We start from the raw sequence: 26,466 nt of genomic DNA, 5'->3' as shown, positions 1-26,466 counted from the left end.
GGGCGGCGGGGGAAGATGAGCCCATGAGGCTCTTCGTGGCGGTGCTGCCGCCGGTCGAGGCGGTGCAGGGGCTCGCCGACGCGGTCGCCCCGGTGCGGACCCTGCCGGGGGCGGACCGGCTGCGCTGGACGGCCGTCGAGGGCTGGCACCTGACCCTGGCCTTCCTCGGCGAGGTGCCGGTGGAGCGGTTGCCGGAGCTGGAGGCCGGGCTGGCGGCGGTGGCCGGGGTGCACGGGGTGCACCGGCTGCGGCTCGCGGGCGCCGGGCGGTTCGGCGACCGGGTGCTCTGGGCCGGGGTGGAGGGCCAGGCGTGGGCGCTGCGGCGGCTCGCCGAGGCCGTGCACGAGGCCACCGCGGGGGTGGCCGGTGAGGTCGACGCGTTCACCTTCCACCCGCATCTCACCCTCGCCCGGGCAGGCTCCTCCCGGGGGCACCGGCGGGCGGCGCAGCGGGGGGCGGTGGCCGAGCTGGAGGCGCTGGAGTCGGCGCTCGGCGGGTACCGCGGGCCGGAGTGGGAGGCCGCGGAGCTGCACCTGATGAAGAGCGAGCTCGACGGCGGCTTCGCGCACTACGAGACGGTCGCCTCCTGGCCGCTGGCCCGCTGGGGCTGAGGCGGGCCCGGGGGTGGCGGCCCGCTGGGGGCCGGGCCGCCGGCGCGTGCGTGGTGGCCCGTTCAGGGCCAGACCCGCATCGCGTCGGCGGCGACCCGCTCCAGCTCGGCCCGGTCGGCGCCGTCGCGGGCCCGCTGGGACATCCCCTGGAGCACGGTGGCGGTGAACTGCGCCAGCGCCGCCGCGTCAGCCCCGGCGGGTTCGCGGCCGGCCGCGATGTCCGCCCGGATCAGTGACTCCAGCGCGCGGACGTTGGCGTTGCGGATCTCCCGGAGCGCCTGTTCGACCTCGGGGGACGTGCAGTTCACGGCCGAGCTGATCAGCAGGCAGCCCCAGGGGTGCTCCGGGTCGGTGGCCTCGGCGGCGGCCTCATGGAGCATCCGGGCGATGCCGGCCCGGGCGGTGGGCTCCTCGGCGAGCGCGCGGGTCGAGTAGGCGCCGTGGCTCTCCCGGTAGCGGGCGACGACCTCCGCGAAGAGCGCGCGCTTGTCGCCGAAGGCCGCGTACAGGCTCGGCGGGCGGATGCCCATGGCGGAGGTGAGGTCGGCGACCGAGGTCGCCTCCCAGCCGCGCTCCCAGAACAGCCGAAGGGCCTGCTCCAGGGCGGCCTCGCGGTCGAAGGAGCGGGGGCGTCCGCGCCGCGCTGTGCCGGTGCCCGCGTCGGAGGGCGGGACGGCGGCTGCGGCGGCTGGGGTGGCTGGGTCGGGGGCCATGCCCGTCATTCTATATCGAGCACTACAGAAGCTCTGGTACGGTTCATTTCATTAGCGACCGCTACAGAAATAGGGGGCGTGGCCATGGGCACGCTTGCGGGCAGGACGGCTCTGGTGACGGGCGGCAGCCGGGGGATCGGGCGAGGCATAGCCGAGCGGTTGGGACGCGACGGGGCGCTGGTCGCCGTCCACTACGGCCGTGACGCCGAGGCGGCGGCGCGGGTCGTCGGGGTGATCGAGCGGGCCGGCGGCCGGGCCTTCGCGATCGGCACCGAACTGGGGGTGCCCGGTGACGCGCGGGCGCTCTGGGCGGCCTTCGACGCGGGGCTCGCCGCGCACGGCGGCGGCGAGGGCCTGGACATCCTGGTGAACAACGCCGGGATCGGTCAGAACGGGCGGATCCACGAGGTCGCCGAAGCGGACTTCGACCGGGTGTTCGCGGTGAACGCCAAGGCGCCGTTCTTCATCGTCCAGCACGGCCTGGGCCGGCTGCGGGACGGCGGCCGGATCGTCAACGTCTCGTCCGGGGTCACCCGGGTCGCGTTCCCGTCGGCCGTCTCCTACGCGATGACCAAGGGGGCGCTGAACACCCTCACACTGACGCTCGCCGAGGAGCTCGGGCCGCGCGGGATCACCGTCAACGCGGTGCTGCCGGGCATCGTCGACACCGACATCAACCCCTGGCTGGCCGACCCGGCGGCCCGGGCCGGGGCGGCCGGCCACTCGGCCTTCGACCGGGTCGGTGAGGCGGCCGACGTGGCGGACATCGTGGCCTTCCTGGCCTCCGACGACGCCCGCTGGATCACCGGGCAGAACCTGGACGCCACCGGCGGATCCAACCTCGGGGTCTGACCGCCGACGGGTCGCGGGTACGCTCGATGACCGTGGATCCCAAGACTCGCATGCGTATCGTGACCGGCGCCCTGGTGCTGCTGCTGGTGGTCGTCCTGATCAGCTCGCTCGTCAACAGGTAGCGCGAACAAACGGAAGGGCCACCGCCCGCAGGCGGTGGCCCTCACGCGTGTGCCGGCCCGCTCAGGGCCGTGCGACCGTGCCGGTGCTCAGAGCTGCTCGACCACGTAGTCGATGCAGGCGGTGAGCGCCTCGACGTCCGCCGGCTCGATGGCCGGGAACATCGCGACGCGCAGCTGGTTGCGGCCGAGCTTGCGGTACGGCTCGGTGTCGACGATGCCGTTGGCACGCAGTGCCTTGGCGACGGCGGAGGCGTCCACCGCGTCGTCGAAGTCGATCGTGCCGACCACCTGGGAGCGCTCCGCCGGGTTCGCCACGAACGGGGTGGCGAACGACGACTTCTCGGCCCAGCCGTACAGCCGGGAGGAGGAGTCGGCCGTCCGGGCGACTGCCCAGTCCAGGCCGCCGTTGCCGTTCAGCCAGTCCAGCTGGTCGGCCAGCAGGAACAGGGTGGAGATCGCCGGGGTGTTGTACGTCTGGTCCTTCGACGAGTTGTCGATGGCCGTCGGCAGATCGAAGAACGGCGGGATGTAGCGGCCGGAGCCGGCGATCTCGGCGGCGCGCTCCAGGGCGGCCGGGGAGAACGTCGCCAGCCAGAGGCCGCCCTCGGCGGCGAAGGACTTCTGCGGCGCGAAGTAGTAGACATCGGTCTCGGTGATGTCGACCGGCAGGCCGCCGGCGCCCGAGGTGGCGTCCACCAGGACCAGCGAGCCCTCGTCCGCCCCGGCCGGGCGCCCGATCGGCATCGCGACACCGGTGGAGGTCTCGTTGTGGGTGAGCGCGTAGACGTCCACGCCCGCCTCGGCGACCGGCAGCGGGTGGGTGCCCGGGGCGGTCTTGATCACGGTCGGCTCGCCCAGCCAGGGCGCCGCCTTGACCGAGGAGGCGAACTTGGAGGAGAACTCGCCGAAGTCGAGGTGCTGGGACCTCTCCCGCACCAGGCCGAAGGCCGCGATGTCCCAGAAGGCGGTGGAGCCACCGTTGCCGAGAACCACCTCGTACCCCTCGGGGAGGGAGAAGAGGCTGCTCACGCCCTCGCGCACGCGCTTGACCAGGTTCTTCACCGGGGCCTGGCGGTGCGAGGTGCCGAGCAGGGAGGTCTCGGTGGCGGCGAGGGCACTCAGGGCCTCGGGGCGCACCTTGGACGGGCCGCAGCCGAAACGGCCGTCTGCGGGCTTGATGTCAGCGGGGATCTGGATCTGAGCCACGGGCGGCAGCCTACCGGCCGCGATTGCGGAAGTGTTACGGCAGTCCGCCCGCTGAGATGCGATCTTCACGGCTGCGAGCTGCGGAAACAGCGGGTCCGACGGAGCGTCGGACCCGCTGCTCACCAGCGGTTTCTCAGTGCGCGATGGCCTCGAAGCCCTCGATGTCGCGCGGGCTGCGCGGGGCGGGGCCGATGTAGCGCGCGGCGGGGCGGACGAGCCGGCCCGTGCGCTTCTGCTCCAGGATGTGCGCCGACCAGCCGGCGGTGCGCGCACAGGTGAACATCGAGGTGAACATGTGCGCCGGGACCTCGGCGAAGTCCAGCATGATGGCGGCCCAGAACTCGACGTTGGTGGCCAGCACGCGGTCGGGGCGGCGGTTGTGCAGCTCCTCCAGCGCGGCCTTCTCCAGCGCCTCGGCGACCTCGAAGCGCGGCGCGCCGAGCTCCTTGGCGGTGCGGCGCAGCACGCGGGCGCGCGGGTCCTCGGCGCGGTAGACGCGGTGGCCGAAGCCCATCAGGCGCTCGCCCTTGTCCAGCGCGTTCTTCACCCAGGCCTTGGCGTCGCCGGTGCGCTCGATCTCCTCGATCATGCCGAGCACCCGGGACGGCGCGCCGCCGTGCAGCGGGCCGGACATCGCGCCGACGGCGCCGGAGAGCGCGGCCGCGACGTCGGCACCGGTGGAGGCGATGACGCGGGCGGTGAAGGTGGAGGCGTTCATCCCGTGCTCGGCGGCGGACGTCCAGTAGGCGTCGATGGCCTTGACGTGCTTCGGGTCCGGCTCGCCGCGCCAGCGGATCATGAAGCGCTCGACGACCGTCTCGGCCTTGTCGATCTCGCTCTGCGGGACCATCGGCAGGCCCTGGCCGCGGGCGGACTGCGCCACGTACGAGAGGGCCATCACGGCCGCCCGGGCGAGGTCGTCACGGGCCTGCTCGGCGGAGATGTCGAGCAGCGGCTTGAGGCCCCAGACCGGGGCGAGCATGGCGAGGGCGGACTGCACGTCCACCCGGATGTCGCCGGAGTGGACCGGGATCGGGAAGGGCTCGGCGGCCGGCAGGCCGGGGTTGAACTTGCCGTCCACCAGCAGGCCCCAGACGTGGCCGAAGGAGACGTGGCCGACCAGGTCGTCGATGTCGACTCCGCGGTACCGCAGGGCGCCGCCTTCACGGTCGGGTTCGGCGATCTCGCTCTCGAAAGCGACGACTCCCTCAAGCCCGGGTACGAAGTCGGACATGCGACGGCTCCTTCAGCTCTGTGATCGGCGGGCCGCCGTGGTGGGGCGGTACGCCAGTGACCGAATGGTGTTTGGCACTCGGTGCCAGCCTGACAGGCACGGGGTGCATTGCGCCATACACCACGGTGGTGATGTTTCCCGCAGGACCGCTCGACCTTCACCTGAGGGCCGGTCGCGCCCGGCGATTCTCCGGAATCAATCATCGGTTTCCGGACAATTGCCTGTAGCTCGGACGGCCGAGCGGTGGCGAGACACCTTATCTCCCACGGGGGTTTGTCCGGAGGTAGCGGTGCCGGTTGCTTGTCGTACGGGATGATGTTGACGTGCAGACCCCGGAACGCGCCCAGTCGACGCCCCCGAGCCCCGCCTCCCGGATCCTGGCCGAGGAGGCCCGGCCCGGGCCGGACCTCACCGTGATGCGCAAGCACTACACCCACGAGGGCCTGGTCGAGGGGCAGCTCGCGGCCGACCCGGTCACCCAGTTCACCCGCTGGTTCCACGAGGCGGACGACGCCGGCGTGGTGGAACCCAACGCGATGGTGCTCTCCACCGCCGACGCCGGGGGGCGGCCGAGCTCGCGCACGGTGCTGCTGAAGGGCTTCGACCGGCGCGGCTTCGTGTTCTTCACCAACTACGGCTCCCGCAAGGGCACCGAGCTGGCCGTCAACCCGCAGGCGGCCCTGCTCTTCCCCTGGGTGGCGCTGGCCCGCCAGGTGATCGTGCAGGGCCGGGTGGAGAAGGTCGGCCGGGACGAGACCGCCGCCTACTTCCGCACCCGACCGCACGGCTCCCAGCTCGGCGCCTGGGCCAGCGAGCAGTCCAGCCCGGTCGGCAGCCGCGAGGTGCTGGAGCAGCGGTACGCGGAGCTGGAGCGCCGCTACCCGGAGGGAGAGGGGGTGCCGGTCCCGCCGTTCTGGGGCGGGTACCGGGTGGTCCCGGAGAGCGTGGAGTTCTGGCAGGGCCGGGAGAACCGGCTGCACGACCGGCTCCGCTTCCTCGCCGACCCGTCGGCGCCGACCGGCTGGCGGGTCGAGCGGCTCTGCCCCTGACCGCCGGGGGCGGCCCGACGCCGCCGTCGTGGCCGCCGCGCCGGGTGTCGTCGACCCCGCCCCGGCCGGGAAAGGGCCTGGCGCGGCGGCGCAGCACAGCTGATGGCCCGTCATGCACGGGTGTAGTATGCGCGTCGCGGACCGGGTCGACTCCCCGGGGCCACCAGCCCGCTGGGCCGAGCAGATCGAGTGAGGGACTGATGGGCGTCACCGGTGCGGGAACCGCCGTTGGACTCGGCTCTGACCTGGTCGACGTCACCGCCCTGCCGCTGGACGAGATCGACGCCCTGCCCGACACCGTCCTCGGCGACCTGCTGCGCCGGGTGGTCGCGGACGTCCTGGCCCCCGGCGCGGAGCCGGTCGCGGCCTTCCAGTCGTCCCTGTAGTCCCGGAGCCACGAGCTTCGCCGACTCCCGGGCGCGGCCGCGGAGTTCGCGACATGCTGGGGAGGACAGCAGCGCAGTCGCGGCACCGTCGGGCCCGGGGGGATCAGTGCGGCCGTACTTCTTCTTCAGTTACGCCCGGCGGGACTACGAGGCCGGGGACGCCTTCGTCGACCAGTTCTTCAACGACCTGCGGGACGAGCTCGGCCGGATCGAGCCCGCCGCCGGCGCCGAGGAGCTCGCCTACCGCGACACCGAGCGGCTGCGCCTGGGCGACAACTGGGAGCAGCAGCTCGCCCAGATGCTGGCCCGCTGCCGGGCCATGGTCGCGCTCTACTCCCCGGCCTACTTCGCCAGCCTCTACTGCGGCAAGGAGTGGACGGCGTTCCGCGGGCGGGTCCGCCGGCACGAGGAGCTGGCCGGCGAGGTCGTCCCGGCCCTGATCCCGGTGCTCTGGGAGACCCTGCCGGGGGAGCTGCCGGACGAGGTGCGGAAGATCCAGTTCGTCCAGCAGGGCATGGGTGACGCCTACGCCCGTTCGGGCCTGCGCGACCTGCTGCGCACCGACCCGCTCGGCCCGGACTACCGGCGGGTGGTCCGGGTGGTCGCCGAGCGGATCCGGGACGCGGCCGCCCGGCGGCTGGGCGAGCTGCCCGAGTTCGACCTCGGCGCCGTCCGCGGCTACTTCCCGGTGGTGCCGTCGATGCGGCCCGCGCCCACCGCCGGGATGGTCCGGCTGTTCATCGCCGCCGGCCGCTCCTCCGACGCCGCCGCCGCCGAGGCGGGCGGCTCGTCCCGCGGTGGCTGGTACGGGGCCAAGCCGTGGCAGTGGGCGCCCTACCACCCGCCGACGCAGCCGTCGCTGGCGGTCCGCGCCCAGCAGGTGATCACCTCCGCCGGGCACACCACCACCCTGGAGGAGGTCGGGCCCGGCCTCGGCGAGAAGCTCGACCGGGCCCGGGAGGACAACCAGGTCAGCGTGCTGCTGGTGGACCCGTGGATGGCCGGCGGCGAGGTCTACCGGCCGGCGCTGCGCGAGTACGACGACCAGAACCACCCGGTCACCGGCGTGATGGTGCCGGCCGGTACGGACGACCCGCCGGCCGGGCCGGAGCGCGACGCGCTGTGGACCGGCGTGCGCAGCGTGTTCCGGCGCAACTGGTTGCGCCGGAGCGACCTGGAGCACTTGTTCCGCGTCGCGGTGGGCCGGGAGAGCTTTGACACGGACCTCACCATCATGGTGACGGTTGCTCAGAACAAGCTCATGGACGACAACTTCGATTGGGGGGACGATGTCGACGGCGCCGCCTTCGGCTTCGGCCCCGACGGCGAGGACGCCGCCCCGGCGATGCCCGGGCTGGCCATTCCGGCCGGGCCGCCAGGACCGCGCCGCAGCCCGGACGGCGCGGCGGTGCCGTCGAGGAGGGAACAGGACGATGTTCACTGAGCCCGGAACTGACCCGGAGCGGACCGGACCGGGGTCGGTCGTCACCTTCTACTCGTTCAAGGGCGGCACCGGCCGGACCATGGCCCTGGCCAACGTCGGCTGGATCCTGGCCAGCCGCGGCCTGCGCGTCCTGGTGGTCGACTGGGACCTGGAGGCGCCCGGCCTGCACCGCTACTACCACCCGCTGCTGGTCGACCCCGAACTGCACGCCACCGACGGCCTGATCGACCTGCTGCGGGCGTACGTCAAGCAGGCGCTGCCCACCGCCGCCGGTCCGGGCGGGCTCGCCCCCGCCGACTGGCTGGACGAACCGGGCCGGCTGGGCGGCTACATCTGCGGCCTGGCGCTCGACCTGCCGCCCGGCGGCCGCCTCGACTTCCTGCCGGCCGGGCGGCAGAACGCCGCCTACCCCGCCGCCGTCACCAGCTTCAACTGGCGCAGTTTCTACCACGGCCGGGACATCCGGGGCGGCGAGTTCCTGCGCGAACTGCGCGACCGCTGGGCCCGGGCCTACGACTACGTGCTGATCGACAGCCGCACCGGGGTCAGCGACACCTCGGGCATCTGCACCGTCCTGATGCCCGACTCCGTCGTCGACTGCTTCACCTTCAGCGCGCAGAACATCCGCGGCGGCGTGGACGCGGCCCGCACGATCGCCGAGGCCGAGGAGCGGGCCATCCGCGTCCTGCCGGTGCCGATGCGGGTCGAGGACGCCGAGCAGGAGCGGCTCGAAGCGGGCCGGGACTACGCCCGCGAGGCGTTCGCGCCCTACCTCGGCCGCTGGCTGGGGGCCGAGCGGCGGGCCGCCTACTGGAGCGATGTCGAAGTCCCGTACAAGCCCTTCTACGCCTACGAGGAGGTGCCCGCCACCGTCGCCGACCGGCCGCAGGAGGCGCGCAGCCTGCTCAACGCCTTCGAACGGCTGGCCGGGTGGATCACCGACGGCCGGGTCCGCACGCTGCGCCCGCTCACCGGGGACGCCCGCCGCCGGCTGTACGGCGCCTACCTGCGCTCCACCCGCACCATGCCCCGCCAGGTCTTCGTCAGCTACGCCCCCGAGGACCGGATGTGGGCCGAGTGGGCCGCCGCCACCCTCACCGGCTTCGGCTACCAGACCTCCCTGCACAACGCCGCCGAGCCCTACCCCGGCGGCCGTCCGCCGGAGGCCGCCGGGCCGCTGGACGGCCAGGGCCGGCTGCTCGCGCTGCTCTCGCCCGAGTACACCGCGCTGCCCCGCGCGGCCGAGGCCTGGCAGCTCCTCAGCGGGCGCGAACTGAGCTCCGGCTCGCCGGCCCTGGTGGCGCTGCGGCTGCAGGACTCGGACGAGCCGGTGCCCCGCCCGTTCGTCGGCCCGGCCGTCCCCGACCTGGTCCGCTCCTCGGCCGTGCTCGCCGAGTCCCAGCTGTACAGCGAGCTCGGGCCGCCGCCGGGCAGCAGCAGCCGGCCGGACGGGGACAGCGGGGAGCACGCCGCCCCCTCGCGCTTCCCCGGCACCGCGCCCAAGATCCAGGAGGCGCCCTCGCGCAACGCCTCCTTCACCGGGCGCGGCCGGCTGCTGGAGCTGCTCCGCAACCGCTTCACCGGCGGCCCCGGTGCGGTGCTCAGCCAGGTGCTCTACGGCTTCGGCGGCGCCGGCAAGTCGCAGATCGCCGCCGAGTACGCGCACCGCTTCAAGGCCGCCTACGACGTGATCTGGTGGGTGCCCGCCGAGGAGCCCGCGAACATCCCGCAGAAGCTCGCCGAACTCGCCCCCCGGATCGGCGTGCAGAGCAGCGACGACGTCGCCCACACCGCCGTCGCGGTGCTGGACGCGCTGCGCCGCGGCGAGCCGTACCGCCGCTGGCTGCTGGTCTACGACAACGCCGGCACCCCCGAGGAGCTGGCGCCCTGGCTGCCGGCCGGCTCCTCCGGCGGGCACGTGCTGATCACCTCGCGCAACCAGGGCTGGTCCAAGCACGCCGGCCTGGTCGAGGTCGACGTCTTCACCCGGGAGGAGAGCGTCCGGCTGCTGCGCCGCTTCAACGGCGGCCTCGCCCCGGACGACGCCGACCAGGTCGCGCACCGGCTCGGCGACCTGCCGCTCGCCGTCGGCCAGGCCGCGGTCTGGCTGCAGGAGACCTCGATGCCGATCGCCACCTACCTGGAACTGCTCGACGAAGAGCTCACCGAGATGCTGGAGCGCACCCGGCTGCGCACCGCCGAGTACCCGCACTCGGCCGCCGCCACCTGGCGGATCTCGGTCGAGGAGCTGCGCCGGATGAACGGCCCCGCCGCCCAGATCCTGGAGATCTGCGCGTTCTTCGGGCCCGACGCCATCCCGATGCGGCTGCTCTACAGCCGGGCCGTCACCCACGCGCTGCGGCTGCCGCCGCGCGCGCCCCGCGACAAGCTGGCGATCGGCGAGTTCCTGCGCGCCATCAACCGGTTCGGCCTGGCCCGCACCGACCAGGGCAGCGAGACCATCACCGTGCACCGGCTGGTCCAGGCCGTCCTGCGGGACCAGGTCGACGAGGATCAGCGGACCGGGCTGCGGGCGGTGGTGCACGCCGCCCTCGCCACCGCGAACCCCGGTGACCCGGACATCCCCGCGAACTGGCCGCAGTACGCCGAACTCCTGCCGCACCTGTGGCCCTCCGGCGCGGCCGGCAGCGGTGACGAGGACGTCCGGCAGTGGATCATCGACTCGGTCCGCTACCAGTGGAAGCGCAGCCTGCACGAGTCCGGCCGCGACCTCGCCGAGCGCACCCTGGAGATCTGGCGCCAGGAGGACTACGGCGGCGCCGGCTTCGACGCCGAGAACGACGCCCAGACCCTGATGCTGCGCACCCAGCTCAGCAACATCCGCCGCTCCCAGGGCGCCCTGCACGAGGCGTACGCGATGGACCAGGACATCCTGGACCGCTTCACCGCCACCCTCGGCCCCGAGCACTCGCACACCCTCGCCGTCGCCAACAGCCTCGGCGCCGACCTGCGGTTCCTCGGCCGGTACGAGGAGGCCAGGGCGCGCGACCGCAGGACCCTGGACGCGGCCCGCCGAACCCTCGGCCCGGACCACCCGCGCACCCTCATGATCACCAACAACCTGGCGGTCTCCGACTACCTCGCCGGCGACCGCCGGGCCGCCCTGGAGCGCCACCGCAGCAACTACCTCCAGCAGCGCGACGCCCTCGGGGCGCACAGCCTCTACGCGCTGTCCTCCGCCTCCAACTACGCCCGCGACCTGCGCGAGACCGGGCGGCTGCGGGAGGCCCTGGACCTGCTGGAGGAGACCGTCCGGATCTACCAGCAGACCATCGGCGACGGCCACACCGACACCCTGCGCGCCCGCAAGAACCTCGCCGTGGCGCTGCGCCGGGCCGGCCGGTACAACGAGGCGCTGGAGATCGACGAGGACATCTACCAGCGCTACCTGGACATCAACGGCGCCGAGCACCCCGACACCCTGGCGGCCGCCACCAACCTGGCCAGCGACCTCAGCGCGCTCGGCGACACCGACCGGGCCATCCAGCTCGCCGAGCGCGCCCTCGCCCGCTACCGGGACTACCTGGGCGAGGACCACCCGGTCACGCTGGCCGGTGCCAACAACCTCTCCGTCTACCTGCGGCTGGCCGGCCGGACGGCGCAGGCGCGGGAGCTGTCCGGGCGCACCCTGGCGCAGTTCCGGGCCGTCCTCGGCGACCAGCACCTGTACATACCGATCGCGATGATGAACCACGCCAACGACCTCGTCCTGTCCGGGGAGCCGGCGGCCGCGCTGGCCTTCGAGGAGCAGGCGGCGCCGCTGATGGCCGAGACCCTCGGGCCGGACCACTACGACTCGATCGGGGTCAACTCCAACCTGGCGCTGTCGCTGGCCGCGGCGGGGGAGGGCGAGCGCGCGGCCCAGCTGCGCGGCGACTGCATCCGCCGGGCCCGGCAGACGCTCGGCGAGGAGCATCCGACCACGGTGGCGGTCAAGGCGGGGCTGCGGCTGGACTCCGACATCGAGCCGCCGTCGGTGTGAACTCCACCGCGGCGGCCGGTCCGCGGCGGGCTAGGCTCGCGGGCATGGTGCCGTTCCGCCAGTTCCTGCTCAAGGTCCACAGCCGGTGCAACCTGGCCTGCGACTACTGCTACATGTACGAGGCGGCGGACCAGAGTTGGCGCCGGCGGCCACGCCGGATGGAGCTGGCGACGGTCCGCCGGGTGGCCCGGCGGATCGCCGAGCACGCGGCCGGGTGCGGGCTCGACGAGGTCGCGGTGATCCTGCACGGCGGTGAGCCGCTGCTCGTCGGGGCCGGCCATCTGGACGCGCTGCTGGCGGAGTTGGCCGGTGTCGCGCCGAGGGTGCGGTTCAGCCTGCAGACCAACGGACTTCGGCTGCTGGACGAGCCGGCGCTGCTGGAGGTGCTGCACCGGCACCGGGTCGCCGTCGGGGTGTCGCTGGACGGCGCCGCCCCCGACCACGACCGGCACCGGCGGCTGCCGTCCGGCGGCGGCAGCTGGGAGCGGACGGCCCGGGCGCTGCGGCTGCTGGGTTCGGACCGGCACCGGGAGCTGTTCGCCGGGCTGCTCTGCGTGGTGGACCTCGCCGCCGATCCGGTCGCCACCTACGAGGCGCTGCTGGAGTTCGCGCCGCCGCGCGTCGATCTGCTGCTGCCGCACGGGACCTGGGCGGCCCAGCCGGCCGGGGTGCGGCGGTCGCTGCCGACCCGCCCGCCCTCGGGCGAGGACGCGGCGCCGTACGGGGAGTGGCTGATCGCCGCCTTCGACCGCTGGTACGGCGCCTCGCGGCGGGAGACCGGGGTGCGGCTCTTCGAGGAGCTGGCGGTGCTGCTGCTCGGCGGCCGCGCGGCCAGCGAGGCGGTCGGGCTGGCCCCCGTGGACCTCGTGGTGGTCGAGACGGACGGCACGATCGAACAGGCCGACAGCCTCAAGGTGGTGGCCGACGGCGCCGCCGGGACGGGGCTGGACGTGTTCCGGCACGGCTTCGGCGAGGCCGCCGCCCACCCGGCGTTCCGGGGCCGCCAGCGCGGCCTCGACGGGCTCGGGCCGGTCTGCGCGGCCTGCCCGCTGGTCCGCGTGTGCGGAGGCGGCCTGTACGCGCACCGCTACCCCGGGCCGGACGCCGGGGGCGGCTTCGCTCACCCGTCCGTGTACTGCGCGGACCTGGACCGGCTGATCCGCCACATCGCGGGGAGGCTGCGGGCGGACACGGCCGCTGCGACGCGAGGAGGATGACCGGTGGCGGGTACGGGTGGGCGGACGACGGACGGACTGCCCCGGCACGGGGTGGACCGGGCGACCTTCCGGGCGATCGCGGCCGCGCGCGGCGGGCCGGAGGCTGTCCGGCTGCTGCGCGCCGGACAGCTGAGCAAACGCGCGCTGCTGCTCCTGGCCCTGCGGCGGGCGGCGCCCGAGGACACCGCCTACCAGGCGGCCTACGCCGAGCTCCGGGCGTCGCAACGGGCCGACCGGGCACGGTGGGAGGAGGTGCTGTTGCGGCCGGAGCTGGACGCCTGGGCGGCCGACCGGCTGCGCGCCCGCGCGGCGGGTGAGACCGTCCGGCTGGACGGGCTGGCGGAGTTTCTCCGGGCCGCGCCGGGCGAGCCGCTCCGGCTGGAGTGCGACGGGCTGCGGTGGACGCCGGCGATCGACCACGCCGGGCCGCGCCGGGTGGACTACGGCCGGCCGCCGGCCGGGCCCCTCGACGAGCGGGAACTCGCCCACTGGCGCACCGAACTGGCCCTCGCCTGGCAGGTCCTGGTGCGCCGCCACCGGCCGTACGCGGAGGCCGTCGCGGCCTGCGTCACCACGATCGTCCCGCTGCGCCCGGCCCCGGGCGGCGAGGCGGTCAGCGCCGCCGCCCGCCGGGCGTTCGGCGCGGTGGCGGCCTCGCGACCGGGGGATCCGGTGCTGCTCGCGCTCGCCCTGGCACACGAGTTCCTGCACCTCCAACTCGGCGCGCTGCTCGACCTCGTGCCGCTGCACCACCCCAACGGCGCCGCCGTCCACCACGCTCCCTGGCGCCCCGACCCGCGCCCGGTCGGTGCCCTGCTGCAGGGCACCTACGCGCACCTCGGGGTGGTGGACTTCTGGTGCGCCGAGCTGGCCGCCGGCGCGGGGGACACGGGCCGCGCCGCCGGGGAGTTCACCCGGTGGCGCGGCCACGCCCTGACCGCGGGCGCCACCCTGCTGGACAGCGCGGAGCTCACCGGGCACGGCCGCGAGTTCACCGAGGAACTCGTGCGCACCGTACGCGAATTGGACGGTCCTCGATAGCGTGCGGGTCGCCCCGCGTTACGGCGGGGCACCGGTCTGTCGCGCGGTAGTGATGATTGCCGTAAGAATGAACAAGAGAAATGTTATTGACGAACGCTCAGGCGTTCGGCCGGCCCGTCGCGGGGCCCCCGGGAGCCGTGCCCCGCGTGGGCCGCGCCGGGGCTTACCGGCGTCCGGGCCGCGGGCGACCCGCCGGGCGCCCCGGTGGGCGGCGGCGGCGAGGAACCGGGGCCGCCGAGTCGCCGCAAGGGCCGAGGGAACGCTTCGGCGCGCGCCACGGCGAAGTGCGCGACCGCCGGACGGGTGAATTCTTGAGGCTCCGGGCGCCGCCACAGGGCGTCGACTGGGCGTGGAGACCAACTTGAGACCGCAAGGTGCCGCGCGGACGTCGCGCTGGCACTACATTGGTCGCAATCGGGTGGCTTACCCACCCCCGGCAGGTCCTAACCGCGCCTAAGGAACGAATATGACACCGGTAATCAGCACCAGGCCAGGCACCGAGCTGACGGACCCCCAGGACCTGGACCGAGGCCCCTCGCTCGCCGCACTCGCCGCCCTCGGCGCGGAGGAGCTCGCCGCCCGACTGCAGCGCGCCCTGCCCGGCGCGGAAGCCGGTCGCGTCGCGGTCGCCGCCTTCAATTCCTCGATCTGACCGGTCCGGGAATGCCGGACCGGATTTCCGTCCGACCGGGCCCGAATTCACCAGATCTACGATGAAGCGAATTCCGCTGCCTTTCTCGCAATTCGTGGTCAAGGTGCACAGTCGCTGCGACCTCGCCTGCGACCACTGCTATGTCTACGAGCACGCGGACACCAGTTGGCGCACCCGGCCGAAGGTCATCGGCGACGAGGTCCTGGCCAAGGCCGCCGAACGGATCGGCGCGCACGCGGCCGCGCACCGGCTGCCCGGCGTCCGGGTCGTCCTGCACGGGGGAGAACCCCTGCTCGCCGGCCCGGACCGGCTGCGCGGGGTGGCCGAGGCGCTCCGGGCGGCGCTCCCGCCCGGGTGCGCCCTCGACCTGCGCATCCACACCAACGGCGTCCTGCTGAACCGTGAATTCTGCTCCCTGTTCGCCGAGCTGGGCGTCGGGGTGGGCATCTCGCTGGACGGCGACCGGGCCGCCAACGACCGGCACCGCCGGTTCGCCGACGGGCGCAGCAGCCACCCCCAGGTGCTGCGGGCCGTGGCACTGCTGCGCGAACCGGAGTTCCAGCACCTCTACGCCGGACTGCTCTGCACCATCGATGTCGAGAACGACCCGGTGGCCGTCTACCGCGCGCTGGCCGAACTCCAGCCCCCCGCGGTCGACTTCCTGCTGCCGCACGCCACCTGGGACGATCCGCCGAAACGCCCCGCCGGCCGGGGCGAGCACCCGTACGCCGACTGGCTGCTCGCCGTGCACGACCACTGGGAGGCCGACGGGCGGCGCTTCGCCGTCCGTACCTTCGAGTCGGTGCACCGGACGCTGCGCGGGTTCACCAGCCTCACCGAGTCGCTCGGCCTGGAGCCGTCCGACCTGGTCGTGCTGGAGACCGACGGCACCTTCGAGCAGGTCGACAGCCTCAAGACCGCGTTCGACGGCGCCCCCGCGACCGGCTTCGACGTGTTCGCGCACAGCCTCGACGACGTCGCCCGGCACCCCGGCATCGTCGCCCGCCAGTCCGGCCTGGCCGGGCTCGCCGCCACCTGCCGCGGCTGTCCCGTCGTGCGCACCTGCGGAGGCGGCCTGTACGCCCACCGCTATCGGGGCCACGATGGTGGCGGCGGCTTCGACAACCCCTCCGTCTACTGCGGGGACCTCATGACGCTCATCAACGGCATCACGGCGCGGAGCGGGCCGGTCGCCCTGCCGGCCCAGGTCGCCGCACCGGTCGTGCCGGCGGCGCTCGCCCCGGCGCAGCTCGACGAACTCGCCCGCGGATACGGCGGCGCGGACACCGTGCGCGCGCTGGGCCGCTCCCAGCTCGCCCTCACCCGGGCGATGCTGGCCGCCGCCTGGGACGCCTCGGGCCAGGGGCGTCCGGAGGCGTGGGCGCTGCTCTCCGAGCTGGACGCCGCCGCTCCGGCCGCCGTCGACACCGTGCTCGCCCACCCGTACGCCCGCGCCTGGGCCGCCCGGCAGCTGGCCGGCGACCTGGGGACCGGGCTGGGCCCGCTGGCGGGCCTGGCCGCCGCCGCGGCGGTGCGGGCCGGGCGGGGCGACGCCGTCGCCGTACCGGTGCGCGGCGGGTGGCTGCACCTGCCGACGCTCGGGCGGATCGCCCTCCCCGACGGGGAGGCGGTCGTCACCGGCCGGGCCGACGGGTTCACCGTCCGGGCGGCCGACGGGTCGGTGCGCACGGCCCTGGACGAGCCGCTGCGGCGGATCCGGCTGGCCGGGGGGTGGACCGTCGCGCTGGAGGACGTCGACCCGCTGCGCGACAGCCACGACCACGCCGTGGCGGAGCGGCTGCCGGACGGCGAACTGCTCCACTGGACCGGTGCGCTGCGCGAGGCCTGGGAGCTGCTCGGGCACGACCTGCCGGGGTACGCGGACGGCATCCGGGTGGGGCTGACGGCGATCACCCCGCTGCGCCCGGGCCCGGCCGGGCGGGACGTCAGTTCGGCCGCCCGGCAGGCGTTCGGGGTGGTCGCCATCGCCCGGCCCGCCACCGCGCCGACCCTCGCCCTGCTGCTCGCGCACGAGTTCCAGCACGTGAAGCTCGGCGCGGTGCTGGACCTGCTGGACCTGTACGACCGGAACGACGACACGCTGTACCTCGCCCCCTGGCGGCCCGACCCGAGGCCGCTCGAAGGCCTCTTCCAGGGCACCTACGCCCATCTGGCCGTCACCGAGTACTGGGGCACCCGCACGCTCGCGTACGACGGCCTGCCGGGTGAGGCCGCCGACCGGGCGCGGCTGCAGTTCGCGCTCTGGCGGCAGTACACCGCGGAGGCGGTCGAACGGCTGGCCGGGTCCGGCTCGCTGACCGCGCTCGGCCTGCGCTTCGCGGACGGCATGCGGGCGGCGGTCGCCCCCTGGCTCGCGGTGGCGCTGCCCGACGCCGCCGAGCGGGCGGCCAGGCTGGCCCGGGAGGAGCGCGCGATGGCCGGCGGCTGAGCCTCCCCCCGCCCGCGTCCACCGTCCGCCGCCCTCACCCCCGGGGAGCCGTCATCCTCACCGAACTCCGTGCCCTCACCGAGGCCCGGCTGACCGAGCACGTCACGGCCCTCGGGGTCCGCCCCGGCGCGGTCGTGCACGTCCAGGCGTCGCTGCGGTCGCTCGGCCCGGTGGCGGGCGGGGCCGCGGCGGTGGTGGCGGCGCTGCTGGCGGCGGTCGGCGACCGCGGCACCCTGGTCGGGTACACGGCCACCCCCGAGAACTCGGCCACCTCCCGCATCCACGCCACCGCCACCGCCGGCCTCTCGCCCGCCGAGGTCGCCGCCTACCGCGCCCTGATGCCGCCCTTCGACCCGGCCACCACCCCCTGCTCCCCGACCATGGGAGCCCTCTCGGAGGCGATCCGCACCCACCGGGACGCCCACCGCAGCCGCCACCCCCAGACCTCCTGGGCCGCCATCGGCCGGCACGCCCGGCGGATCACCGAACGGCACCCGTACGACTGCCACCTGGGCCCGGACTCCCCCCTCGGCCGGCTCTACGACCTCGACGCCCGGGTGCTGATGCTGGGCGTCCCGATGGCCAACTTCACCGCCTTCCACCTGGCGGACCTGCGGATGCCCGACGTCCCGCTGCGCGAGTACCGCTGCCGCGGCGCGGAGGGCTGGATCTCCTTCAAGGCCCCCCAGCTCGACGACCTCCACTTCGGCGCGCTGGGCGCACAGGTCCTCCGCGAGGCCGAGGGCGTGACCGCGGGCGAGATCGGCGGCGCGCCGTGCCGGCTCGTCCCGGTTCGCGAGGCCGTCGACCTCGCCGAGCGGATCCTCCGCCGCTCCCGCGCCTGAGCGGCGGCCCTGAGCGGCGGCCCTGAGCGGCGGGCGCGCCGCGGCGCCGCCCCCGGGCCGGGCCCCCGTCGCACCTGGTTCGTTTCGGTCATGTCAATTCGTGCGGGGCGAGGTGCTATTCCATTAGTCCCGCAGTCGTTCCTACACTGAAGCCCCGCGTACGGGGACTCGCGGTAAAGAGGTTGCCGGCGGGCCAGGGGGAGGCGCGTGTGAACGACCATGGCTGGGACGAGGACGCCGCCCGGCCGTACTTCTTCCTCAGTTACGCCCACACCCCGAGATCGGGGGCACGCGGTGCGGGGGATCCCAACCACTGGGTGCGGCAGCTGTACCGGGACCTCTGCGAGGCGGTGCTCCAGCTCACCACGGTGCCGGCGGGAGTCCCGGTCGGTTTCATGGACGAGTCCATGCACCAGGGGGAGTTGTGGGCCGAGCGGCTCTCCGAGGAGCTGGCCACCTGCCGGGTCTTCGTGCCGCTGTACTCGCCGCGCTACTTCAACAGCGTTCCGTGCGGCCAGGAGTGGCACTCCTTCACCCGCCGCCCCGTGTACCCGGCGAACCTCGACTCGGAGCGGACCAGCGGGATCGTCCCGGTGCTCTGGGCGCCGATGAGCCGCTACCGGCTGCCCCGGGTGGCGAGCGAACTCCAGTTCAACCACACCAGTTTCGGGCCGGACTACGCCACCGAGGGCCTCTACGCGCTGATGAAGCTCACCTACTTCCGCTCCGCCTACGAGCTCGCCGTGCACCGGCTGGCCCGGCGGATCGTGGAGGTGGCGGAGGAGACGGTGATCCCGGTCGGGCGCCGACTGGACTTCAACTCCCTGCCCAGCGCGTTCGACGTCACCGCGCCCACCAAGCAGCTGCGGATCTCCGTGCTCTCCTACCACCGGGGCGAGCTGCCGGGCGACCGCAACCCCGACTACTACGGTGCCAAGCGGACCGACTGGCACCCCTACCGGCCCGCCGCCACCCGCCCGCTCGCCGAGCACGCCGTCCGCCTCGCCCGGCAGCTGGGGTTCCAGGCCACCGTGCACGAGTTCGACGACGAGGCCGAGGCGATCATCGCGGGCAGTGAACCCAGCGCCCCCGGCCTGCTGCTGCTGGACCGCTGGGCGCTCCAGGACGAGCGGCGGCGCGAGCTGGTCCGCCGCTTCGACCGCTCCGACTCCACCTGGGTGAGCGTCCTGGAGCCGTGGAACCAGGACGACCCGGACTGCGTGGAGCGGCACCGGGAGATGGGCGAACTCAGCGACCAGATACTGCGGATCACCCACCGGTCGGCCCGGCCGAGCTTCCTCGGCGCCGTCGGCGGGACCCCCGGGCTGGGCAGTCTGGAGGAGTTCGACGACGCGCTGCCGCGGGCCGCGATGAAGGCCAAGTACGCGTTCGAGGGCCGGACCAGGACCGAGCCCGACGAACCGGCACCACCGCGGCCCAATCTGCGCGACGCCTTCCGCCAGGGACGCGGCCGGGACGGGCCGGGCCCCGCTCCCTTCGGCGACGACGACCACTCAGCCAGCGACTTAGGCGACCGCCCGGACCACGGGACGCCGCCCGGGGGAGGAATCACATGAGCGAGCGCAGCGAGCGAATCATCGGGGGCGGCGCGTCTCGTGAGGCGGCTGTCGAGTGCGGCGGGGTGGGCGCATGAGCGAGAACCGCACCAGGAACCTCCGCATCGGCGGCCTGACCGCGGCCGAACTCGCCGCCCAGCGCGAGGCGGAGCAGGACCGGCAGGGCCGGGTCATCACCTTCTACTCCTACAAGGGCGGCACCGGACGCACCATGGCGCTCGCCAACACCGCCTGGATCCTGGCGGCCAACGGCTTTCGGGTGCTCACCGTGGACTGGGACCTGGAGGCGCCGGGCCTGGCCAAGTTCTTCCACCCGTTCCTCGACCCGGCGGTGCTGGCCGGCACCACCGGGATGATGGACCTGATCGCCGAGTACCGGGAGGAGGCGCTGCGGCCGGTCGAGCACGAGGAGGGCTGGCACCTCGACTTCGCCCGGGTGCACCCGCACGCGCTCTCGCTCTCCTGGCCGCTTTTCCCCGGCGGCGGGAGCCTGGACTTCCTCTCCGCCGGCCAGTTCAACCGGGACTACTCCGAGGCCGTCACCCACCTGGACTGGGACATCTTCTACGACCGCTTCGACGGCGGGCAGTTCTTCGACGCGCTCAAGGCCGACATGAGCAAGCGCTACGACTACGTACTGATCGACTCCCGTACCGGCCTGTCCGACATAGCCGAGATCTGCACCGTCCAGATGCCCGACGACCTGGTGGTCTGCTTCACCCTGAGCGACCAGTCCATCGACGGCGCCTCCCGGATCGCCCAGCACATCCACGACCGCTACCGCGAGCGCGGCATCCGGATCCTGCCGGTGCCGATGCGCATCGACGAGGGCGAGAAGGAGAAGGCGGACGCCGGCCGGGCGCTGGCCCGGATCCGCTTCGACGGCCTGCCGGCCGGTCTGTCCGGCGAGGAACTGGCCCACTACTGGGGCTCGGTGGAGATCCCGTACCGGCCGTTCTACGCCTACGAGGAGATCCTGGCGACCTTCGGTGACCAGGGCGGTACCCAGACCTCGATGCTGGCCGCCTGCGAACGGCTGACCGGCGAGATCACCAACGGCCGGGTCACCTCGCTGCCGACGGTCGACGAGGAGGTCCGACTGCGCTACGTCGACGCCTTCACCCGGCGCCGCCCGTCCGTCCCGGCCGACCTCTACCTCTCCTACGTCCCCGAGGACCGGATGTGGGCGGACTGGATCGAGTCGGTGCTGACCCGGGCCGGCTTCCGGGTGCTGCCCCGGGACCTGAGCGCCGGCTCCGACCCGCGCCAGGAGACCGAGCGCGGCATCGACGCCGCCTACCGCACGGTGGCCGTGCTCTCGCCCGCCTACCAGCGCTCGCCGCAGGCCCGCGCGCTCTGGGAGTCGGTGGTCAGCTCCGATCCGTCCGGTACCCGGCGCCAGCTCGTCCCGGTCCGGGTCGGCGACGTCCGGCTCACCGCGCCGTTCAGCAACCGCAACCCGGTCGACCTGGTCGGACGGGACGAGACGCAGTCCGTGCAGACGCTGCTGCGCGCCCTCGGCCGGGCCGACGTGCCGCTCGCCGAGACCACCGGGACGGGCCCGCGCTTCCCCGGCAGCAAGCCGCAGGTCTGGGACGTGCCGCCGCGCAACCCCTCCTTCACCGGGCGGGCCGCCGTCCTGGAGCAGCTGCGCAACCAGCTGCGCGGCGGGATGGCCGCCGTGCTGCCCACCCCGCAGACGCTGTACGGGCTCGGCGGCGTCGGCAAGACCCAGGTGGCGCTGGAGTACGCGCACCGCTTCATGTCCGACTACGACCTGGTCTGGTGGATCGACGCGGAACAGACCGAGCTGGTCGCCCCGGCGCTGGCCGACCTGGCCCGCCGGCTGGGTCTGCGGGTCGGCGACTCGGTGACCGAGGCCGCCGAGGCGGCCCGGGAGGCGCTGCGCCGCGGGGTGCCCACCTCGCGCTGGCTGCTGATCTTCGACAACGCCGACGAACCCGCCGAGATCCGCCGGTTCTTCCCCGGCGGCTCCGGCCACATCCTGGTCACCTCCCGCAACCAGGCCTGGTCCGGGCACGCGGAGGCGCTGGAGGTCGACGTCTTCACCCGCGGCGAGAGCGTCGAGCACCTCTGCCGCCGCGCCCGCGGGCTCTCCCGTTCGGACGCCGACCGGGTGGCCGAGGCGGTCGGAGACCTGCCGCTGGCCGTCGAGGTCGCCGCCGCCTGGCTGGACACCACCGGCACGCCGGTGGACACCTACGTCACCCAGCTGCAGGCCGAGGCGGCCCGCGCGCTGGCGGGTGCCCGTCCGGCCGACTACCCGACGCCGGTCGGCGCGACCTGGAACGTCTCGATCGGCCGGCTGCGCACGCAGTCCCCGGCGGCGGTCCGGCTGCTCCAGCTCTGCGCGTTCTTCGCGCCGGAGCCGATCTCGATGAACCTGTTCTACAGCGACCAGATGATCCGCGCGCTGGTGCAGTACGACGCCGACCTCAGCGACAAGTTCATGCTGGGCAAGGTGATCCAGGCGATCGGCCGGTACGCGCTCGCCAAGGTCGACGCCGGCACCAACAGCTTCCAGGTGCACCGGCTGGTCCAGGCGGTGATCCGGGCCGAGATGACCGAGGACGAGCAGGAGGTCGCCGTCCACGAGGTGCACCGCATCCTCACCGGCGCCCGGCCCGTCCTCGGGGACACCGACGACCCGGCGAACTGGCCGGCCTTCGACGAGATCTGGCCGCACCTGTCGCCCTCCAGGGCGCACAACTGCGACGAGGCGGACACCCGGCAGCTGCTCATCGACCGCGTCCGCTACCTCTGGAAGCGCGGCGAGCTGGACCGCGCCCGGGACCTCGGCCACGCGCTGGACGCGGAGTGGACCGGCAAGCTCGGCGAGGACGACCGGCAGACCCTGCTGCTGCGCTTCCAGCTCGCCAACGTGCTCCGCTCGCAGGGCAACTACGCCGACGCGCTGGCGCTGGACGAGTCCACCCTGGAGCGCCAGCGGGCCCTGCTCGGCGAGCACCACCCCTACACCCTGATGACCGCGGGCTCGCTCGGCGCCGACCGCCGGGCCCTCGGCCGGTTCCAGGAGGCGCTCGACCTGGACCGCGAGATCCTGGACCAGTTTCGGGAGCTGTTCGGCGACGACAACCCGCGCACCCTCTCGATGGCGAACAACCTGGCCATCGACTACCGGCTGGTCGGCGACAGCGAGGCCGCCCGCGAACTCGACCAGGAGACCCTGGACCGGCGCACCGCGGTGCTCGGCCCGCGCCACCCCTACACCCTCTCCACCAAGTCCAACCTCGCCCGGGACCTGCGCGAACTCGGCGACTACCGGGGCTCGGTGGAGCTGCTCCAGGAGGTCACCAACGACCTCGGCGACGTGCTGGACCCGGACCTCCCGGAGAACCTGCGCAACGCCAAGTCGCTGGCCGTCTCGCTGCGCCGGACCGGTCAGCTGGCCGAGGCCCGGCGGATCACCAAGGAGACCTACGAGCGCTACCTGGAGCGGTACGGCGCCGACGCGCCCGACGCGCTGGCCTGCGCGCTCAACCTGGCCGCCGACCACAGCGCCTCCGGCGACAAGGAGGCCGCCCGCGACCTCTGCACCACCGTGTACGAGGGCCACCGCCGGCTGTTCGGCGAGGAGCACCCGTTCACCCTGGCCTGCGCCAACAACCTCGGCATCTACCTGCGGGGCAGCGGCGACGTCCCGGGGGCCATCGAGCGCGGCCGGGACACCGTGGACGGGCTCACCCGCTCGGTCGGCCCGGAGCACCCGTACACCCTCAACGCGATGATCAACCTGGCCAACGCCCACGGGGACGCCGGCCAGGTCGGACTCGCCGAGGAGCTGGGCCGCCGCGCCTACGCCGGACTGTGCGAGCGCTACACGCCCCGCCACCCGGACGCGGTGGCCTGCGAGGCCAACCTGGCCGTCACCCTGCGGGCCGCCGGCCGGCACGGCCAGGCCGCCGACCTGCGCGCCCGGGCGATCGCCGAGCTGATCCGCCAGTTCGGCGAGGAACACCCCAACACCGTCGCGGCCCGCGGCTGGAAGCGGATCAACCGGGACCTGGAACCGCAGCCGGTGTGACCAGAGCGCTGCTCGCTCATAGGGCCCGGAGCGTATGCTTCGGGCCCTATGAGCGAGCAGCCCCCGCCCCCGGTCCTGGTCACCCGACGCCTCGCTCCCGGGGTGATCGAGCGGCTCACCGCACGGCACACCGTGACGTGGCACGACTCGGACCTGCCGATGGCCCGCGAAGAGCTGCTGGCCGCCGTCCGCGGCCGGTCGGCGGTGATCACCACGCTGGACGACGTGGTGGACGGCGCCTTCCTGGACGCGGCCGGCCCGGGCCTGCGGATCGTCGCCAACCACGCGGTCGGCCACCACAACGTCGACCTCGCCGCCTGCGCCGAGCGGGGCGTCGCGGTCAGCAACACCCCCGGGGTGCTCACCGCCGCCACCGCCGACATGGCCTGGGCGCTGCTGCTGGCCGCCACCCGCCGGCTCGGCGAGGGCGAGCGGCTGCTGCGGTCCGGCCGGCCGTGGGCCTGGGCGCCGAACTTCCTGCTCGGCCTGGAGCTGGCCGGTACCCCGCTGGGCGTCCTCGGCATGGGCCGGATCGGGCAGGCGGTGGCCCGCCGGGCCCGCGCGTTCGACATGCCGGTCGGCTACCACAACCGCCGCGAACTGCCCCCGGAGCAGGCCGAGGGCGCCGAGTGGCTGCCGCTGGAGGAGCTGCTGGCGCGGTCCACCGTGCTGGTGGTCACCTGCCCGCTCGGCCCCGCCACCCGGCACCTGCTGGACGCCCGGCGGCTGGCGCTGCTGCCGCCCGGCGCGGTGGTGGTCTCGATGACCGCCGGGGTGGTGGACGAGGAGGCGCTGGCCGCCGCGCTGGAGTCGGGCGCGCTGTTCGCCGCGGCGGTGGACAACTTCGAGCGCGAGCCGGCGGTGCCCGCCGCGCTGCTCGCCCAGGAGCGGGCGGTGCTGGCCCCGCACCTGGGCAGCGCGACCGTGCGGACCAGGCAGGCGATGGGCGGCCTGGCGGTGGAGAACGTGCTGGCGGTGCTGGCGGGCGGCGAACCGGTCACCCCGGTCGGGGTCTGAACGGCTCCGGTCTCCCGCAGGCTCCCGGGGCGCCGGGCGGCCGCGTCAGGGCCTGAGCGGGCCGCCCGGCGGCAGGCCGGCCGAGGGCAGCCCGGTGGAGGGCAGCCCGGTGGAGGTCTGGCCCGCCGCCCAGGCCAGCGCGGCGGTCATCACCCGGAAGGCGCCGAAGTGCGCGGCGCCGGGCTCCAGGAAGAGCGAGGCGCCGGGGATGTGGTCGCCCAGCCAGCGCGAGTGGTCGACCGGCGAGAACTGGTCGTCGGCGCCGTGCCAGAGCCAGGTGGGCACGGTGATGTCCTCCACCTTGAAGCCCCAGTCGGCGGTGAACGCCAGCACGTCGTCGATCCAGCCGTCCGCGCCGTGCCGGAAGGCCTCGCGGTAGTTGCTCTGCAGCATCCGGCGCAGCCCGGTGTCGGCGACCACCTCGCGGTCGGTGGGCGGCAGTTCCGGCCGCAGACCCCGCAGCAGCCGGCCCGGGTCGGCCCGGATCTGCTCGGAGCGGAACCGCATGGTGTCGGCCATCCGGTTGTGCCCGCGCTCGGCCTCCCGGTACGCCCGCACGTTGGAGGGGGTCATCCCGCCGTACCAGTCCAGGCCGGTCGCGTTCCTGGGGGCGAGGCCGACCAGGACGGCCACCCGGCTGACCCGCTCGGCCAGCAGCGCCGCGCAGGCCAGCGCGTGCGGTCCGCCGCCGGAGCGGCCGAGCACCGCGAACCGGCTGAGCCCGAGGGAGTCCGCGATGGTCCGCACGTCGGCGGCGGCCGCGCTCACCCGGCGGCCGCGCAGCCGGGTGGAGTCCCCGTACCCGGGCCGGTCGTAGGAGATCAGCCGGACCCCCAGCCGGTAGAGCACGGTGCTGCGGGGGTGCGGGCCGACCCGGCTGCCCGGCATGCCGTGCATCAGGAACACCGGCCGGCCGCGCGGGTCGCCCACGGTCTCGACGGCGAGGGCACGGCCGTCGGCCGCCTTGACCATCCGTAATGACACGCGCGGCCTCCTCAGGCTCCGGTCCGGGCTCCGCTCGGGGCCCCTGTCAGTGGTCCCGGTCGGTCGTCCCGCGCACCTCGCGGCGGGCCTGCCAGGTGGTGTGCTCCCGGGACACCGCGTCCTCGGCGTCGCGGGCCAGCCGGGCCCAGATCTCCTCCGCGTCGGCCGAGGCGACGTCCAGCCCGGCCAGCTGGCGGCGGATCAGCTCCAGTTCGTCGGCGGCCAGGCGGTAGGCGGCGGCCAGCGGCCGGTACTGGCGCAGCTGGGCCCAGGCGGTGACCGAGGCGGCCACCGCGGAGACCGTGCCGAGCGCGTCGTAGCGGAACCAGCCCATCGCCCGCAGGACGGCCAGCACCAGGCCGAGCAGCGGCAGCACCACGCCCAGCACGCCGGTCCAGAAGCCGGCCCGGGCGCAGTAGCGGGCCTTGGCGCGGTACCAGCCGTGCTGCACCTGGATCCGCTGCCGCAGGTACACCTCGCGGCGCACCGCCAGCGGCTGGCCGCGCAGGCCGCGCATCGCCTCGGTGACCCCGGTGCCGTCGCCGCCGTCCGGGCCGGCGCCCCCGGTGGCCGGGCCGAGAGCGCCGCTGCCCCGGAAGGCGTTCAGCACCCGGCCGAGCTGGAACCGGTACAGGCCCTCGGCGTCCGGCAGGCTGCGCGGCGGCGGCTGGTACGCGTCGGCCCGGACGGCGAACTTCCAGGCGAGCGTCTTCACCGACTCGGCGGCGGCCCGGCCCTCGTACCAGAGGCCCTGCGGGTTCTGCCGGCTGATCACCAGGGCGAGGACGATCGCGCCGAGGTAGGCGACGGCGGCCGGCCAGGCCCAGGGCTCGCCGTCGGCCGAGCCCGCCGCGGCGGCGGCCACCAGCAGCGCCAGCTCCCAGGCGGAGAGCAGGACCGACCGCCGCTGGCCCCGCAGCGAGGCGGTGTCGGCGACCCGGAACAGCTCGGGCAGCAGGTCCTCCTCGCGCGCCCACCCCATCGGATCCGCACCCGAC

General features: G+C 74.4%; 19 protein-coding genes. 14 read left to right on the top strand and 5 right to left on the bottom strand.

Annotation, left to right across the window (positions count from 1 at the left end):
• Positions 1-23 precede the first annotated feature (23 nt).
• Positions 24-611: an RNA 2',3'-cyclic phosphodiesterase gene (gene thpR / locus ABZ497_RS06785; RefSeq protein WP_359803799.1), complete on the top strand. Its 588-nt coding sequence runs from the start codon at positions 24-26 to the stop codon at positions 609-611.
• 62 nt (positions 612-673) lie between these two features.
• Here the strand turns inward: thpR and ABZ497_RS06780 are convergent, their stop codons facing one another.
• A complete protein-coding gene (locus ABZ497_RS06780) occupies positions 674-1,324 on the bottom strand; it encodes a TetR/AcrR family transcriptional regulator (RefSeq protein ID WP_359803798.1) in 651 nt (216 codons plus the stop codon).
• Between the two features lie 84 nt (positions 1,325-1,408).
• On the opposite strand from ABZ497_RS06780, the gene ABZ497_RS06775 reads away from it, so the two are divergent.
• Complete coding sequence (locus tag ABZ497_RS06775) at positions 1,409-2,176, top strand: SDR family oxidoreductase (protein ID WP_329489197.1); 768 nt, start codon at positions 1,409-1,411, stop codon at positions 2,174-2,176.
• Positions 2,177-2,385: 209 nt separating this feature from the next.
• Here the strand turns inward: ABZ497_RS06775 and serC are convergent, their stop codons facing one another.
• Together serC and ABZ497_RS06765 are read right to left on the bottom strand one after the other, a co-directional pair.
• Entirely contained in the window at positions 2,386-3,504 is a 1,119-nt protein-coding gene (serC, locus tag ABZ497_RS06770) for a phosphoserine transaminase (RefSeq protein ID WP_359803797.1), read from the bottom strand.
• Between the two features lie 133 nt (positions 3,505-3,637).
• Positions 3,638-4,738, bottom strand: a complete 1,101-nt coding sequence (locus ABZ497_RS06765) for a citrate synthase 2 (RefSeq protein ID WP_329489199.1) — start codon at positions 4,736-4,738, stop codon at positions 3,638-3,640.
• Between the two features lie 416 nt (positions 4,739-5,154).
• On the opposite strand from ABZ497_RS06765, the gene pdxH reads away from it, so the two are divergent.
• From pdxH to ABZ497_RS06705, 12 genes are all read left to right on the top strand, one after another.
• Complete coding sequence (gene pdxH, locus ABZ497_RS06760) at positions 5,155-5,787, top strand: pyridoxamine 5'-phosphate oxidase (RefSeq protein WP_329492207.1); 633 nt, start codon at positions 5,155-5,157, stop codon at positions 5,785-5,787.
• A 200-nt stretch (positions 5,788-5,987) separates the two neighbouring features.
• Positions 5,988-6,173 carry an FxSxx-COOH cyclophane-containing RiPP peptide gene (gene fxsA / locus ABZ497_RS06755; RefSeq protein WP_329489200.1) on the top strand — a complete coding sequence of 62 codons (186 nt, stop codon included), beginning with the start codon at positions 5,988-5,990 and terminating at the stop codon, positions 6,171-6,173.
• A 106-nt stretch (positions 6,174-6,279) separates the two neighbouring features.
• Entirely contained in the window at positions 6,280-7,617 is a 1,338-nt protein-coding gene (locus ABZ497_RS06750; protein WP_352291451.1) for a TIR-like protein FxsC, read from the top strand.
• Entirely contained in the window at positions 7,607-11,620 is a 4,014-nt protein-coding gene (gene fxsT, locus ABZ497_RS06745; RefSeq protein ID WP_359803796.1) for an FxSxx-COOH system tetratricopeptide repeat protein, read from the top strand. The genes ABZ497_RS06750 and fxsT (ABZ497_RS06745) overlap by 11 nt, the downstream gene beginning before the upstream one ends.
• Positions 11,621-11,664: 44 nt before the next feature.
• On the top strand, positions 11,665-12,837 hold the full coding sequence (locus ABZ497_RS06740; protein WP_359803795.1) for an FxsB family cyclophane-forming radical SAM/SPASM peptide maturase: 1,173 nt from the start codon (positions 11,665-11,667) through the stop codon (positions 12,835-12,837).
• Positions 12,838-12,840: 3 nt separating this feature from the next.
• Entirely contained in the window at positions 12,841-13,878 is a 1,038-nt protein-coding gene (locus ABZ497_RS06735) for an HEXXH motif-containing putative peptide modification protein (protein ID WP_359803794.1), read from the top strand.
• Between the two features lie 466 nt (positions 13,879-14,344).
• On the top strand, positions 14,345-14,530 hold the full coding sequence (fxsA, locus tag ABZ497_RS06730; RefSeq protein WP_329489205.1) for an FxSxx-COOH cyclophane-containing RiPP peptide: 186 nt from the start codon (positions 14,345-14,347) through the stop codon (positions 14,528-14,530).
• Positions 14,531-14,591: 61 nt separating this feature from the next.
• The gene (locus ABZ497_RS06725; protein ID WP_359803793.1) at positions 14,592-16,979 is read left to right on the top strand and encodes an FxsB family cyclophane-forming radical SAM/SPASM peptide maturase; all 2,388 of its coding nucleotides are present in this window, start codon (positions 14,592-14,594) and stop codon (positions 16,977-16,979) included.
• Between the two features lie 134 nt (positions 16,980-17,113).
• Positions 17,114-17,824 carry an AAC(3) family N-acetyltransferase gene (locus ABZ497_RS06720; protein ID WP_359803792.1) on the top strand — a complete coding sequence of 237 codons (711 nt, stop codon included), beginning with the start codon at positions 17,114-17,116 and terminating at the stop codon, positions 17,822-17,824.
• A 209-nt stretch (positions 17,825-18,033) separates the two neighbouring features.
• A complete protein-coding gene (locus tag ABZ497_RS06715; protein ID WP_359803791.1) occupies positions 18,034-19,401 on the top strand; it encodes a TIR-like protein FxsC in 1,368 nt (455 codons plus the stop codon).
• A gap of 211 nt (positions 19,402-19,612) precedes the next feature.
• Complete coding sequence (gene fxsT, locus ABZ497_RS06710) at positions 19,613-23,467, top strand: FxSxx-COOH system tetratricopeptide repeat protein (RefSeq protein WP_359803866.1); 3,855 nt, start codon at positions 19,613-19,615, stop codon at positions 23,465-23,467.
• A gap of 48 nt (positions 23,468-23,515) precedes the next feature.
• Complete coding sequence (locus tag ABZ497_RS06705; RefSeq protein ID WP_359803790.1) at positions 23,516-24,484, top strand: D-glycerate dehydrogenase; 969 nt, start codon at positions 23,516-23,518, stop codon at positions 24,482-24,484.
• Positions 24,485-24,529: 45 nt separating this feature from the next.
• On the opposite strand, the gene ABZ497_RS06700 is transcribed toward ABZ497_RS06705, so the two are convergent.
• Both ABZ497_RS06700 and ABZ497_RS06695 read right to left on the bottom strand, forming a co-directional pair.
• Complete coding sequence (locus ABZ497_RS06700; protein ID WP_359803865.1) at positions 24,530-25,456, bottom strand: alpha/beta hydrolase; 927 nt, start codon at positions 25,454-25,456, stop codon at positions 24,530-24,532.
• A gap of 58 nt (positions 25,457-25,514) precedes the next feature.
• A complete protein-coding gene (locus ABZ497_RS06695) occupies positions 25,515-26,450 on the bottom strand; it encodes a DUF4231 domain-containing protein (protein WP_359803789.1) in 936 nt (311 codons plus the stop codon).
• Between the last annotated feature and the right edge of the window lie 16 nt (positions 26,451-26,466).

This window comes from Kitasatospora sp. NPDC005751, assembly GCF_040630835.1.
GTDB lineage: Bacteria > Actinomycetota > Actinomycetes > Streptomycetales > Streptomycetaceae > Kitasatospora.
Note: the sequence above shows the minus strand (reverse complement) of the source record. Positions and strands in the feature narration are given on the sequence as shown.